This is a genomic window from Agriterribacter humi (assembly GCF_009192765.1).
In the GTDB taxonomy this organism is placed as follows: Bacteria; Bacteroidota; Bacteroidia; order Chitinophagales; family Chitinophagaceae; genus Agriterribacter; species Agriterribacter humi.
Map to the genome: position 1 here is coordinate 20,357 of NZ_VOHQ01000007.1, position 15,204 is coordinate 35,560.

Genomic DNA, 15,204 nt, shown 5'->3' on the forward strand with positions numbered 1-15,204 from the left:
GTGTTAGCGCATTCCAGGAAGCGCATTATCAATTATCTGCTGTAAATCTGGCATAACGCCTATCTTGTTTCGTGACCCTGTGCCATTGGAAGGATTACTTAGAATTTTACGCATTTCTCCGGGACTCAGGAGGGGTTTGCCAGATGCCTCAACAATACTTTGAACGGCTATAGCTGCGCCGGCTATGATTGCGGAAGCACTTGAAGTGCCGGAAAAGTTTGACCTGTAGGGAGGCGATTGCAAGGGATCAGCAGTAAAAACGTTTTTTCCCCAACCATAACAGTCAACCCGGCTTCCATAGTTCGAAGATCTTGTTTTTCCATGTGTGCCGGAGGCTGTTACGGAATCAGAGGCCGCGCCAATGACAATAGCGCCCGAATCTCTGAAATCATCGCTGCCGCGGTCAAGAATCGCTTTTCCATCAGCATCGGTAAACCCGTCAAGATCAAAACCACGGACTAAATTGCCATTGCCCGCAGCTTCAATAACTATAATTCCACTGCTTATTGCAAGTGTTATTGCATCAAAAATTGCCTTTTCAATTTCCGCCGGTCTGTATACATTTGGTAAATGAGGATCAAAAACCTGTACTTCAAGTAAAAGTATATCGCCAAAATTAAGGTGCGAAACAGCATGAAGGATCGCATCTTCAATTGAATAAACTCTTTCAGGACTTATTTGGGACACCAGCCTGGATTTAACTTTCGGAGTTATCCCCAGTCCGCCATCGTCGTTATCCTGCATTAGCACTATCCCAAGAACCGCGGTGCCATGTTCTTTTTCATCCGGAAAATCTTTATTCCCCCAGAGAAAACTGACATCGGCGGACTTTATATCTTCATGATCCAGTATCCATGCATACTCTATATCAATAAACTGAACACCTCCCCCGCCACATCCTCCATCAAAGCCCCATGCATGTCTTGCGTTAATGCCTTTTGGAGCGGGGTCTAAATATCCCTGGTTCATGCTCATCGGATTTGTTCCTGTTGCATTACATGGAGGGGGCGCCGGTTTACTTGTAATATAGGCGAACTCCACATGCTTATTTTTAAGCAATTCCTGTAAAACTTTATTAGCATTCATTTCATACGGACAGTCCATCGTACAATAGCTGAGCAATTGAGGAGGATTGTAGCCTGGATTTATTTTTTGGGCTTTCTTAACTAGTTCGGTAATCTGGTCTGGCTCAACAGACGTGAAGAGTTTGTTTATCTTCATGCCGGGAAATTGTTCTAAGAGTTCTTTCACCGGAATGATTTGATTTTTCAAAAGATAGTCCATGATATCTTCTCCGCTCCTGTAGGGCAAACGAAGAGCGTCTTGAAATTTGATCACTATCCGGTGGGGAAAGTTTTTAGGATTCGGTTCGCTTTTTTTCATTTTACTTTTCATTGCCTGTAAATATGAGGTGAATAACCAATCTGCCTATAGTAAATTAAGCTATTAACTACACTTCTCTCAAAAGGTTCCCCAAAAGAGTGGATAACGTTATTCATAATTTGAGGAATTTTTTTTTACATTGACGATGGCGGTTTTTTCTTTACCGGGATGGGTGGATCGCCCGGACCGCCGGGGCCTTTAATTGTAGACGATATCCATACCGTAAGTTTGTATTTATCCGATGACTTACCAGGGTTTTTCCATTCATGACGGCTGATAGCCCAGTCTCGCCCATCCGGATCTTCCTGAAGCAGCCTTTCACAATCTTCCAGCGCATTGGTTTTTCTTTGGGAAATGGGCAAACTCTCATTCTTTTTTCGAAAAGGAAGCTGCCGCGAAAACCATACAATTTCACCGTTGTTTTCTGCCATAAAAAATAATTTAATGGTTACAAAAATGGAATTACAATGCGTAAATATTACAGGTAATCTCTTTTCATTTTCTTATACATCATCGCCTTTCGTTCATATATCTGCTATTTGATTATCGGGGGCAGGATTAATTTTATATGGATGATGCGGAGATTTGCATAGTATATTGTAAGGCCAGGCTTTTGCGGTAGCGGAGGTATTTCTTCTTTGTCGTATTGTTTGGGCAGGGAGGAAACAATACAGACGTTTTTGTAATTTCAGAAGATGATTTTATCAGGCCAAAGTTTCAACTCCTTTTCGGCTAAAACTTTTTACTTTCATAAGATACAAACAATTCGGGAAGAAAGATTGCTTTTTTGAGCAGGAGTATCTTTTATTTTAGCAATTGACGCAGGCAGGCACTATCATCCGCGGTGGCTGGTAAGCTACTGCAGAAATACAACCGGTAGACGAAAATGTGAAAGGCAAATCCAATTTTCTTTTAATCTTCCCTTTCCTTATAACCGGTATAACTGGTTTTAGCAAACACACCGGGAGTAGCGTGACTGCCTTCCGGGAAATCGAGGTTTACATAATTAATACCGGGAAGCATGGTAAGGTTAAGCACAACAGTTGAAATATATTCGGATGCGCCAAAGGAGCCCATATCGTTAGCGAACGTAAAGGAACTGTCAATATGCGCATATACCGTATCCCCGGAAAGCTTAAGAAACTCCAGGCGGATAGAAGGGTAAATAGAATTAATACCGTTAACAATGCTTTGCGGCTCGGTAATAGTCATGGTATCTTTATATACTCTCGTTTTTACTTTCTGTTCTATATCTACTGTCCAGAAAAGTACCGTATCCGGCTGTTCCATAACAGTTTCAGGCTCCAAAATATCTGTTGAATCTGCAGTGTTGTCAGTATCGGCAGGTTTATCGGGACCCGAGCAGGAGATAAAAACAATAAAGACAAAAGGCAAAAGCTTATATAATAGTTTACAATTCATACTTCAAGATACAAAATCAGGTGAAGGGAACATTATTATTTTAACAAATTGTAGGCCAGGAAACTCAAAACATAGGCTAACCCTGTCATATATATCAATTGAATGAGCGGCCATTTCCATGAACGGGTTTCTCGTTTCACAATAGCCAGAGTGCTCATGCATTGCATGGCAAATACATAAAACACCATAAGCGATACGCCGGCGGGAAGTGTGTAAATTTTTGCCCCGTTTGTCCATGTAGCGGCTTTCATCTTCTCTCTCAGTGTCAGGTCATTTTCATCGGCGTTACCCCCAACACTGTAAATGGTGGCCATTGTGCCTACAAATACTTCACGTGCCGCAAAAGAAGTAATAAGAGCGATGCCAATCTTCCAGTCGTATCCCAATGGCTTAATAACAGGCTCAATGGTTCTGCCCAGTATGCCTACATAAGAATTTTCGAGGAGCGCTGTTCTTTTTTCTTCCTCTAATTGCTGCGCATTTTTGGGTTGTTGTAAAGCCAGTTGTTCATAGCGTGTTTTAACAGCTTCCATTCTTTTCGGAGGTCCGTAGGTACTCAATGCCCAAAGGATAAGGGAGATCACCAAAATCACTCTACCTGCTTCAAATACAAAGATCTTTGCCTTTTCCACCATTATCACCAGAACGTTTTTCCAGCGCGGCGCACGGTAAACCGGTAATTCGAGAATAAAAAAGCTTTTTTCTTTGATGCGGATAAACCATTTCATTACATACGATACCACAAGAGCCATTACAATCCCAAGCAGGTAAAGTCCGGTCATTACCAGGCCATGCAAACTAATAAACCCCCAGTAGTAAGTATTGGGTATAACCAATGATATTAAGATAATATATACGGGCAGCCTGGCGCTACAGCTCATTAAAGGGGCTACCATAATCGTAAGCAGCCGCTCCTTTTTGTTTTCAATATTGCGGGTGCTCATAATGGCCGGTACCGCACAGGCAAAACTGCTGATCATGGGCATTACGCTTTTTCCGTTAAGCCCCACTTTGCGCATAAGCTTGTCCGTTAAAAAACTGATCCTTGCCATATATCCCGTGTCTTCCAGGATGGTGATCAGTCCAAAAAGGATCATGATCTGCGGAATAAAAACAATGATGCCGCCCAGCCCCGCCACCAAACCATTTACGATCAAATCGCCAAACCAGTTTTGCGGCAAAATACCGGCCAGCCAGTTGCTCCATTCGCCAAATATCCATTCAATAGCATCCATGGGGTACTGCGCCAGCCAGAAAATACTTTGAAACAGAATGGCCAAAACCCCCAGTAATATTATATTTCCCCAAAAGCGGTGCAGCAAAATGCGGTCTAACCGGTCACTGGCCAATTGTTTTTCCCGGGGATCGGCCTCCACAACCGTTTGCTGCATAATGTGGCGGATACGGGCATAGCGCTGGGTAATTTCTTCCGCCTGTACTTTGGTATGATTGAAGTTGTGCTTTCTTTCTATATCCTCAATCGTAACCTGTACAGGGGCATCCAATGCAAACGATTCGTGATGAATGAGGTAATGAACCGCGGCATAATCGCTGATCCGCGGAAATATTTTTTTGATATCCTCTATCGCTGCCTGCGATAAATCGCTCGCTTCAACGAAATTCCTTGAAGGTGGCTTGTACAATTGCCGGGCGGTTTGTTCAATTGCTTTTTTAAGTTCATTAATGCCCTTATCCCTGCGCGGGTTTACAGGTATTACCGGTACGCCCAGTTCTCTTTCCAATCCCTGAACATCTATGGTGAGTCCTTTTTTGGAAGCAATATCCAGCATGGTAAGGGCTATCACAACCGGTTTTTTCAGGTCTATAACCTGTGATGCAAAAAGCAGGTTGCGTTTCAGATTGCTTGCGTCTACAATTAAAACATATAATTCCGCGTTTTCCGCCGAACCGGGATTCATCAGTACATTATAGGCAACCCATTCATCGCTGCGTCGTGGGTATAAGCTGTACGTACCCGGCAGATCAATAATGTTGGCAGTAAGCGCGCCGGAAATTTTAGATTCTCCGGATTTTTTATCTACAGTAACCCCTGGAAAATTGCCTACTTTTTGATTTAATCCCGTGAGTGCATTAAATAAAGAGCTTTTTCCGCTGTTAGGGTTTCCGAGCAATGCAATATGTAGCTGTTGTTGTTTCAATACTGGTTTTTGGGAGTTTGCAAAAATACGTGCAAATCAAATTGATATAGTTACGAAATCGGTAAAGGAGTGATAAAATGTATAAATATGGCATGAAAAATGAACATATACAGAATTTAAAATGACTAATCATAACTTTGCCGCTATGGTTACACAACTTTTTCCTGCAATGAAAAGAATACTATTTGTCGTCCTGTTTTCTTCACAATGTGCTTTTGTTTTTTCGCAAAGGTTAAGAAAGTCGGACCGGGCGATTGTTGAAAACCTTAAAACCACCATTCATTTTCTTGCAGATGATAAGCTGGAGGGAAGACGGGCCGGCACCGCTGGTGAAAAAAGTGCATCTGAATTTATCATCAGTCAGTATAAAGCCGCAAACCTTACACCAAAAGGAGACAAGGATACCTACCTGCAATCCTTTGAAATAAAGGATGGCAAACAGATCAATAAAGCAACGCTGTTTATGGTAAACGGCAAGGAACTTAGTGTACAAAAAGATTATTTCCCGCTTGCTTTTAGTGCCAATGCATCAGTAGCAGAAATACCTGTAGCCACCTCTTTATCTGAAAGAGGCGCTCCCTGGTTTAAGGACATTGAGGCAGTGATAGCAGAAAACCGGAAAAATCCTCATTTTGATATATATGAGTATATAAAAAAAGAAGCCGGTATAGCGGCACAAAAAGGCGCAACGGCGTTGATCCTGTTTAACAGTGAGAATGGTGAGGACAATGTACAGTTCAATAAAAAGGATAAATCCGAATTGCTTGCCATACCGGTAATTTACCTCACCAAATCGGGTAAAGAAACCTATCTCGGGGATGCATCGTCTATTTATGACATAAAGCTCAAAGTAGATATTGGAGAGAGCAAACGAACAGGACATAACGTTATCGGATATATTAATAATAATGCAGCTTCTACTGTAATTATAGGCGCACATTACGACCACCTGGGATACGGGGAGGACGGCAATTCGATGCTGCGTAATGGACAAAAGCAAATTCACAATGGGGCGGACGACAATGCCAGCGGAACGGCTGCTGTTATAGAGTTGGCCAAATTGTTGTCCGAATCAAAATCAAAAAACAATAATTATCTCTTTATCGCTTTTTCGGGTGAGGAATTGGGATTGTTTGGCTCCAAATATTTTACGGAGCATCCCACTGTTGATCTGTCTTCGGTTAATTATATGATCAATATGGATATGGTAGGAAGGTTGAGTGATAGCACCAAAACCCTTACTGTTGGCGGCTATGGTACTTCTCCTGCATGGAGTGAAGTATTGTACGACCAGAAAAGGCTGCCTTTTTCTATTAAGATAGATTCCAGCGGCGCCGGACCGAGCGATCACACTTCTTTTTACCGGAAAGATATCCCGGTATTGTTTTTCTTTACAGGACTGCACCAGGATTATCACAAGCCTTCCGATGATGCCGATAAGATCAATTACGTGGGTGAGTTGCAGATCATAAAATATATTGCCGGATTGGTAAAAGACCTGAACAAGAAAGATAAGCTGGCGTTTACTCCAACAAAAGATACCCAAATGACAACTACCGCAAAGTTTTCGGTTACCCTTGGTATCATGCCCGATTATACATACAGTGGGTCGGGCGTTAGGGTAGATGGGGTAAGCGATGGAAGACCTGCTCAAAAAGCGGGCTTAAAAACGGGAGATGTGGTGGTGCGTTTGGGGGAATACACTGTTAATTCACTGGAGACCTACATGCAGGCTTTAAGCAAATTTAAAAACGGCGACAGCACAACCGTGAACGTAAAAAGGGGAAACGAAGACCTGAAATTTGACATTACTTTTGTAAAGTAGGGAAGTATGGGGTGTGGGGTGTAAGATATCAGCCGTCAGGCACAGCCATCGGCTCAAAGCTGATAGCCGACAGCTTCCGGCAAACGGGTATTTGTAATTATTGATGAAGCTAACAATAGACAATAGCGCCCTTGCAGAAGATTTTTTTTCTGATACGAAAATACTCGGTATTGTTGCGCCTGTTAAAGATTACAGGTTTTGCTGGTTGCTCAACCAGTGCCTGGGCTGCGATTTCCGCTTAAACAGTGATATTGAAATACAACTGTCAAAGAAAAACCGTCAATACTTTTTTTCGGTGTACGAATATGGAGAAACAGGCACTTCACTTGTTCATTATATATATAATAACCAGTTTGAAGGGGAATACCTGCTGCCCGAGTTCCGGCACCTTGACTTTTTATGGCTCCTGAAAGGCGATGATGTACACGATAATTATGTGCATTACCTGCGGCAATCTATAAAAAATATACAGGGCGTACAACTGATCACTGAGCTGGAGAAAGAAAAGATAAGGAACAAGATGCACCTGGTATTTTAAAACAAATGTGGGAAGTATGAAAATGTGGAAATGGGCACACCTTATACCTCTACCTTATACTCTCCGCTATCCCTGTAACTTGTAACCCGCAACAGCAAACAAACAATAAACCATAAACAACAAACTTTATCACTATGTGGAAAGAAGAAAACAACCAGTTGTATAAAAAGTTTGAGTTCAAAAACTTTTCCGAAGCATTCGCTTTTATGACAAGGGTAGCGCTTGAAGCTGAAAAGATGGACCACCATCCTTTATGGACCAATGTATATAATAAAGTAGAGATTTGGCTGAATACGCACGATGCCGGCGATGTTGTTACCGAAAAAGACCATAAGCTGGCCAAAAAGATAGATAAAATAGGAGCATAATATGAAGGGAAGGTTTAGGTTCGTGTTGATCCTGTTATCAACTGCGCTATCACTTCCGGGTAGTACTTATGCTCCAGCACCAGTACTTTTTTTGCGAGGGTTTCGGGGGTATCTGTTTCATCTACAGGGCAGGTAAGCTGGAGGATGTGTTTGCCGTGGTCAAATTGCTCATCTACATAATGTATGGTAATGCCGCTTTCTTTTTCTTTGGCTTCAATTACAGCCTCATGAACAAAATGACCATACATACCCTTTCCGCCATATTTGGGTAAAAGGGCTGGATGGATATTGATGATTTTGCCAGGGAAAGCATGTATAAGGGAAGTTGGTATCTTCCATAAAAAGCCCGCAAGAATAATCCATTGTATATTTCTCTCTCTCAATTCGCTCACATAAGCATCTCCCCTGAAAAAGCGCTCTTTTTCAATGATTAATGAAGGAATATTTTCACTTTCAGCAATGTTCAGCACTCCTGCCCCGGGCTTGTTGCTTGCTATTAAGGCTATACCTATGGAGGAATGGTTCTTGAAATGATCAATGATCTTCCGGGCATTGCTGCCTGCTCCGGAGGCGAAAATAGCGATACGAACCATTTGAGATCCGCCACGGCGGACAGGTTTGAGATCCGCCACGGCGGACAGGTTTGAGATCTGCAACGGCGGACAGGTTTGAGATTGGAGATGCAGGGTATTGGATGCCCGATGCTGGATAGCAGTTAGTTCGTGCTCCCCTTTGGGGAATGGGGGTAGAGCAGATGCCATCTCTCCTGGAACCTGAAACCTGCGACCTGAAACCCACCTCAATAATTTTTTTTCATATCTCCAGAAAAAAGGGAACTGGCCGAAAAGAAAGGCAACCAACAATAAAATAGCCTGGTAGCCAAACATAAGGATGGCCAGGCGGAGTAAAAATCTCCACGACCAGAAAGTATCTTCCGTAAAACCTACCCATGTTGTAATGGCTTTAGTAATATAGGCTGTACTGGTTCCTGTTATGGCAAATACACACAGAATTAATAAAAACTGCGAATTGCTTACACCCCATTTTTGTTGAAGTCGTTTGAGCATGATTACCTGCAAATTGCAGAAAAAGAAGGAAAGACCAATATTTTACATAATCTAAATATAGAGTATAAACGAACTTACAAAAACATGACAAAAATTTATAAGCCGTAGTAGAAAAACGCTGAAATCCAGGCCACAGCAGGGAAAATTTTTTTCGGAAATGTTAATATTTTGTCAGCGTGTTGACCTATTTTTGCAGCCGTACGGGAAAATGTTCACCTCAACACAAACTCCGGGATATAATGAGCTACCAACGATCAATTGTAAAAAGACTAATATTTGGATCAGCGTTTATTTTTTCCCTCTCTTTTTTGGTTACTATAGCCAATGCACAGGATGGTAAGGCCATTTTTAATTCAAAATGCGCCGCCTGTCATAATGTTTTTAAAAATTCTACAGGCCCTGCTTTGGGAGGAATGGAGGAACGCGGACCATGGAGTGACAGAAAGAAGCTGTATGCATGGATTCACAATCCTGCCGCTTTTATGGCCAATGATCCTTATACACAAGGCTTAAAAGATTCTCACAATGGTATATTGATGACCGGCTTCCCGGATCTCACCGAAGGGGATATAGATGCGGTTGTTAATTATGTAAATACAACATTTACTGCCGGTCCTGGTGGAGGCGCAAAACCTGCAGCCGGCGAAACGGCCGCGCCTGAACCTAAAAGCGATGATACCTTATTGTTTGGTGTTCTTACACTTATACTGGCGGTTATAGCGCTTACCTTACTCCAGGTAAACAGCAATCTGAAGAAAATGACCGATGACAAAGAAGGCATTCCTGCTTCAGAACCCGTTCCTTTTTACAGGAATAAATTATACATAGCGCTGGGAATCATTGTTTTATTTTTAGTTGGGGGATATTATACTATACAAGGCGCAATAGGATTGGGACGTCACCAGGGGTATGAACCGGAGCAACCTATTTTTTATTCGCATAAAGTGCATGCAGGCATAAACCAGATCAGTTGTTTATATTGTCATGGCGGCGCACAGGAGGGGAAATCGGCTAATATCCCCGCTGTTAATGTATGTATGAACTGTCATATGGGTATTAATGAATATACAAAAGGCCCCCAATTATTCAGACCCGATGGCTCTGAGGTGAATGGTACTGCAGAAATACAAAAATTATATTCGTACGCCGGCTGGGATCCCGACAAGAAACAATATACAGGAAAAGGTAAGCCCATTGAATGGGAGCGTATCCATAATCTTCCTGATCATGTTTATTTTAATCACTCCCAGCACGTGGTGGTGGGGCAGCAGCAATGCCAGACATGCCATGGTAATATTACCGAAATGGACGAGGTACAGCAGTTTGCTGATTTGAGCATGGGCTGGTGTGTCAATTGTCACCGCAATACTAAAGTGCAGTTCACCGATAATAAATTCTACAGCATTTATGAAAAGTTCCATGAGGACATCAGGAATAAAAAGATTGACAGTGTAACGGTGGAGATGATTGGAGGAATAGAGTGCCAGAAATGCCATTATTAATGAGCAGTTAACCGGGAGAGTATCCTGCATGAATGATTGAATATCTTAATAAATTTTAGGCGACCAGGTATAATATATTTAATAACACTTTTCTGGATTTGGTGTAAGCGAATGAACAGTGAAACGGGAAGATCCGGAATCTAAAAGCTCCTTTAGGGGTTGGGTATGAGTCAAAAAAAGTACTGGCAAAACTTAGGCGAACTAAAAAATACAGAAGGTTACCAGAAACTGGTAAAAGACGAATTTCAGGAAGATCTGCCATTTGCGGAAGATGGTAAAGGCATATTGGATGCCACAGCTCCCCGCAGGGATTTCCTGAAATACCTTGGTTTCAGTACTGCAGCGGCAGCATTGGCTGCGGGCTGCGAAACGCCTGTTACAAAAAGTATCCCCTATCTTAATCAGCCCGAAAATTTAACACCCGGAGTAGCTCAGTATTACGCTACTACTTTTGTGGCGGAGGGAGATGTGGTGCCTGTTATAGCAAAAGTAAGAGACGGACGACCCATTAAATTAGAAGGCAACCCGCTCTCTTTCATAAACTCAAAGGGCGAGGGCACGTCTGCAAGGGTGCAGGCTTCGGTACTTGATCTTTATGATACGGGAAGGTTACGTTATCCTGTAGAAGTAGCAGGGAAAGAATTAAAAGAACTACCCTCTTTTGAAGCGGCAGATAAAAAAATCGCCGGTGAATTATCCGGACAGGTTGTTTTGCTTACTTCTACACTTAATTCTCCTACTACTCGGCAAATTATAAGCGAATTCCTGGCCAAATACCCAGGAAGCCGCCATGTACAATACGATGCTGTTTCATACAGCGGGTTGCTCTTGGCCAATGAAATATCATATGGTAAAAGAGCTATCCCCACTTATCATTTTGACAAAGCAAAAGTTATCGTTAGCCTGGATGCCGACTTCCTCGGCACATGGTTGAGTCCTGATGAATTTTCTAGCCAGTATGCTGCGGGCCGGAAAATTAACCAGAAGAATCCGGAAATGAGCAAGCATATCCATTTTGAAGGGGTGCTTAGTTTAACAGGCGCCAATGCCGATGACAGGTTTCTTCATCGTCCATCGGAAACAGGCGCTGTGGTGCTGAACCTGCTGGCTAAGCTGGGTGGCAATGTAAGCGCTCCGGCTATCACTGATGAAAAATTGAAAAAAGGTATTGATCTGGCCGCCGGTTTGCTTAGTGCTAATAAAGGTGCGGCGCTGGTGGTATGTGGAAGCAACGATCCCAATATACAGGTGCTGATTAACGCCATTAATGAACTTTTGGGCGCTAATGGCACTACTATTAACTGGGCCAATCCATTATTAACCCGCCAGGGTATTGATGGGGAAATGGATCAGTTGGTAAAAGATTTGAATGCGGGCAGCGTGGGGGCATTGCTTGTTTATGAAGCCAACCCGGCCTATAATTATCACAATGCAGCAGACTTTATAAAGGGGTTGCAAAAAGTTAAACTCTCTGTTTCCTTCAGCGACAGGGCGGATGAAACTTCTGCCTTGTGCAAATACATTATTCCGCATCACCATTATCTTGAAAGCTGGGGCGATGCCGAAGGACGGACTGGTTTTTTCAGCCTGCTTCAGCCCACTATCTCTCCCCTCTTTAAAACAAGATATTTTCAAACTTCACTCTTAAAGTGGAGCCTGCCTACCGGACAGGCAGGTGGTAATAATACCGATTACGAGGATTATTTTAAAAATTACTGGTTAACAAAGTTGAACGGTCAGGGAGCGTTTGACAAAGCACTTCAGGATGGCGTAGTTGAGCCGGCTGCATTAACCTTTGCTGCTACGGTTTATAATGCTGTTGCCGTGGCCGAGGCTGCATCGAAATTAAATGCAGGAGTGCCCGCAGGTAAAACAGAACTGGTATTGTATCAAAAAGTTTCTGTGGGCACCGGAGCCGCTGCCAACAATCCATGGTTACAGGAAATGCCCGATCCTATTACAAGAGCCACCTGGGATAACTATGCTATTATTTCCTATGCTATGGCAGCCGAATTAGGCATTAAGCTGGATGACCAGTATGAAGTGGAATTTCATAAGCCTGTTGTAGCATTTACGATCAATGGAAAAGAAGTGAAATTGCCCATTTTGGCAATACCCGGTGTGCATCCCAATGTAATTGCAGTTGCGGTAGGATATGGAAGAAGTGAAGGCGCCGGACGCGCGGCTAACGGGGTAGGTTACAATGCTTATCCGTTGGTAAATGCCAAGGGAAGCACACGGCAATATTATGTTACTGATGTAACCGGTTACAAAAAAACCGGCGACACTTACGATATAGCGTATACCCAAACGCACAACCAGTACGAAGGGCGTGTTGAAGTAGTAAGGGAATATTCCCTTGAAGATTTCAAACAAAACCCGGATGCCATTCCCGAGTATCGTAAAGAACTGTCAGAAGATTTTGCGAAAAAAACAGGCGATTTCAGAGCTGAAGGTACCATGTACCCTGTATATGAATCTCCAGGAGCGCATTGGGGAATGAGCATTGACCTGAATTCCTGCACAGGTTGCGGCGCCTGTACCATTGCCTGTACCGCCGAAAACAATGTGCCCATTGTAGGAAAGAATGAAGTAAAGCGTTCTCATGAAATGCACTGGCTCCGTATAGACCGTTATTTTGCATCTTACCGCGATGCTACTGAAGGAGATAATCTGAATGTAGTATTTATGCCCATGCTTTGCCAGCATTGCGATAATGCGCCCTGCGAAAATGTATGTCCTGTATCGGCTACCAACCACAGTTCTGAAGGATTAAACCAGATGGCGTATAACCGTTGTATCGGTACCCGCTATTGTGCCAACAACTGTCCCTTTAAAGTTCGCCGGTTTAATTGGGCCGATTATACAGGCGCAGACAGTTTCCCGGATAACCAGCATCATAATGGAGTTGGAAAGTTTGATGATGCTGTGCTGATGATGAATGAAGATCTGACCCGTATGGTGCTTAATCCTGATGTAACGGTTCGCTCACGCGGAGTAATTGAAAAATGTAGTTTTTGTGTACAGCGTTTACAGGATGCTAAATTAAAAGCCAAAAAATCGCAGGATTCTTCTGTGATCAGGGATGTTAAAACCGCCTGCATGCAGGCCTGCTCTACAGGGGCCATTGTATTTGGCAATGTAAATGATAAGGAAAGTAAGGTATATAAAATTCGTACGCAGGAACAAAATCATCGGGCATACTATGCATTAGAACAGTTGCATGTGCTGCCCAATATCAGTTACCTTGCTAAAATAAGAAACACGGGCAGACCGGTAGGGGTGAAAGATGAATTTGCGGAAAAGAAAGCCGCCGCTCATGAGGCACATCATTGAGATAAGTATATGAATATATAAGAAACATCGAATAAAGGCAGATCTGAATTCTCAACATTAATATGCAAACTCCTGTTGCGGGCTTGCAGGATAAAATTAATTAGTAAATGAGTTTGACTAAATACGAATCTTTCGTCAGGGAACCATTGGTAGATGGAGACAAAACCTACAACAGGGTTACGGAAGATATTGTGTATACTATTGAAACCAAGCCTACCCGTTTATGGTATATCGGATTAAGTATATCACTGGCTTTGCTGCTGTTTGGTGTTTATTCCATATACCGCGAAGTAACTTATGGTGTTGGTCAGTGGAACCTGGGCAAAACCGTTGGCTGGGGCTGGGATATTACCAACTTTGTATGGTGGATCGGTATTGGTCACGCCGGTACGCTTATCTCCGCTATCCTTTTACTGTTCCGGCAGGGATGGAGAACAGGGGTAAACCGCGCCGCGGAAGCCATGACGATTTTTGCGGTGATGGCCGCAGGTCAGTTTCCTATCTGGCACATGGGCAGAGTGTGGCTCGCATTTTTTGTAATGCCTTATCCCAACAGCCGTGGTCCCTTATGGCCTAACTTTAACTCGCCGTTATTGTGGGACGTGTTTGCCATATCAACCTACTTTACGCTTTCGCTGTTATTCTGGTATTCGGGTTTAATACCCGATGTGGCAACACTGCGCGACCGCGCTAAAACCAAGTTCAGAAAATTATTCTATGGTATAGCGTCATTTGGATGGACAGGTTCTACCAAACACTGGCAGCGTCATGAAAGCCTTTCACTGGTACTGGCCGGATTGTGTACGCCGCTGGTATTATCCGTACATACCATAGTATCTTTCGACTTTGCTACTTCAATCGTTCCGGGCTGGCATACTACTATATTTCCTCCTTATTTTGTGGCTGGTGCGGTATTCTCGGGTTTTGCTATGGTACAAACACTGATGCTGATCACCCGTAAGGTAATGAACCTGCAGGATTATATTACTTTGGGGCATATTGAAGCCATGAATAAAGTAATTGTGCTAACAGGTTCTATTGTGGGCTGTGCGTATCTTACTGAACTGTTCATGGCCTGGTACGGTGCAAACATGTATGAATATGATGCGTTTTTCAGGTATCGCCTGGCGGGACCCTATGGCTGGAGCTACTGGATTATGATGACCTGTAATGTGGTGTCTCCGCAGTTGTTCTGGTTTAAAAAACTGAGAAGGAATATTGAGTTTACTTTTATAATGAGTGTGGTGGTAAATGTAGGTATGTGGTTTGAGCGGTTTGTAATTATCGTTACCTCCATTTTCCGCGATTACCTTCCTTCATCCTGGTCGCTGTACTACCGTCCCAGCATTTTTGAAATTGGATTTTATCTGGGCACTTTCGGGCTGTTCTTTACCTGTTATTTCCTGTTCTCAAAATATTTCCCTGTAATTGCTATTTGGGAAATCAAACATATTTTGAAAACAAGCGGTGAAAATTATAAAGCTAAAATGGAAGATCTTGAGAAAATAAGTGCGGATGAATTTTACGCTAAAACACATCAGCATTGAGGTTAACTTATAAGCTACTTCTGAAACTGATATTTTGAACACAGATTTATTCACCTT

General features: G+C 42.9%; 11 protein-coding genes. 6 read left to right on the forward strand and 5 right to left on the reverse strand.

The window, feature by feature from the left end; translation table 11 throughout:
- Positions 1 to 3 precede the first annotated feature (3 nt).
- From FRX45_RS13085 to feoB, 4 genes are all read right to left on the reverse strand, one after another.
- Positions 4 to 1,383 (reverse strand): S8 family serine peptidase, encoded by a 1,380-nt coding sequence (locus tag FRX45_RS13085; protein ID WP_193311693.1) that lies wholly within the window; start codon positions 1,381 to 1,383, stop codon positions 4 to 6.
- Positions 1,384 to 1,517: 134 nt separating this feature from the next.
- The gene (locus FRX45_RS13090) at positions 1,518 to 1,814 is read right to left on the reverse strand and encodes a hypothetical protein (RefSeq protein ID WP_152268892.1); all 297 of its coding nucleotides are present in this window, start codon (positions 1,812 to 1,814) and stop codon (positions 1,518 to 1,520) included.
- 481 nt (positions 1,815 to 2,295) lie between these two features.
- A complete protein-coding gene (locus FRX45_RS13095) occupies positions 2,296 to 2,805 on the reverse strand; it encodes a hypothetical protein (protein ID WP_152268893.1) in 510 nt (169 codons plus the stop codon).
- Positions 2,806 to 2,840: 35 nt separating this feature from the next.
- Positions 2,841 to 4,964 carry a ferrous iron transport protein B gene (gene feoB, locus FRX45_RS13100; protein WP_152268894.1) on the reverse strand — a complete coding sequence of 708 codons (2,124 nt, stop codon included), beginning with the start codon at positions 4,962 to 4,964 and terminating at the stop codon, positions 2,841 to 2,843.
- Between the two features lie 121 nt (positions 4,965 to 5,085).
- Between feoB and FRX45_RS13105 the strand changes: the two genes are divergently transcribed.
- The 3 genes from FRX45_RS13105 to FRX45_RS13115 all read left to right on the forward strand — a co-directional run bounded on the left by FRX45_RS13105 (position 5,086) and on the right by FRX45_RS13115 (position 7,695).
- Positions 5,086 to 6,789 (forward strand): M28 family peptidase, encoded by a 1,704-nt coding sequence (locus tag FRX45_RS13105; protein WP_152268895.1) that lies wholly within the window; start codon positions 5,086 to 5,088, stop codon positions 6,787 to 6,789.
- Positions 6,790 to 6,892: 103 nt separating this feature from the next.
- Positions 6,893 to 7,327 carry an IPExxxVDY family protein gene (locus FRX45_RS13110; RefSeq protein ID WP_152268896.1) on the forward strand — a complete coding sequence of 145 codons (435 nt, stop codon included), beginning with the start codon at positions 6,893 to 6,895 and terminating at the stop codon, positions 7,325 to 7,327.
- A 134-nt stretch (positions 7,328 to 7,461) separates the two neighbouring features.
- The gene (locus FRX45_RS13115; RefSeq protein ID WP_152268897.1) at positions 7,462 to 7,695 is read left to right on the forward strand and encodes a 4a-hydroxytetrahydrobiopterin dehydratase; all 234 of its coding nucleotides are present in this window, start codon (positions 7,462 to 7,464) and stop codon (positions 7,693 to 7,695) included.
- Positions 7,696 to 7,709: 14 nt separating this feature from the next.
- Here FRX45_RS13115 and purN read toward each other — a convergent pair whose 3' ends face one another.
- Positions 7,710 to 8,762: a phosphoribosylglycinamide formyltransferase gene (purN, locus tag FRX45_RS23570; protein WP_226805349.1), complete on the reverse strand. Its 1,053-nt coding sequence runs from the start codon at positions 8,760 to 8,762 to the stop codon at positions 7,710 to 7,712.
- A gap of 239 nt (positions 8,763 to 9,001) precedes the next feature.
- Here purN and FRX45_RS13125 point away from each other — a divergent pair, with 239 nt between their 5' ends.
- From FRX45_RS13125 to nrfD, 3 genes are all read left to right on the forward strand, one after another.
- On the forward strand, positions 9,002 to 10,264 hold the full coding sequence (locus FRX45_RS13125) for a c-type cytochrome (protein ID WP_152268898.1): 1,263 nt from the start codon (positions 9,002 to 9,004) through the stop codon (positions 10,262 to 10,264).
- Between the two features lie 165 nt (positions 10,265 to 10,429).
- Complete coding sequence (locus FRX45_RS13130; RefSeq protein ID WP_152268899.1) at positions 10,430 to 13,600, forward strand: TAT-variant-translocated molybdopterin oxidoreductase; 3,171 nt, start codon at positions 10,430 to 10,432, stop codon at positions 13,598 to 13,600.
- Positions 13,601 to 13,707: 107 nt separating this feature from the next.
- Positions 13,708 to 15,147 (forward strand): NrfD/PsrC family molybdoenzyme membrane anchor subunit, encoded by a 1,440-nt coding sequence (nrfD, locus tag FRX45_RS13135; protein ID WP_152268900.1) that lies wholly within the window; start codon positions 13,708 to 13,710, stop codon positions 15,145 to 15,147.
- Positions 15,148 to 15,204: the final 57 nt, after the last annotated feature.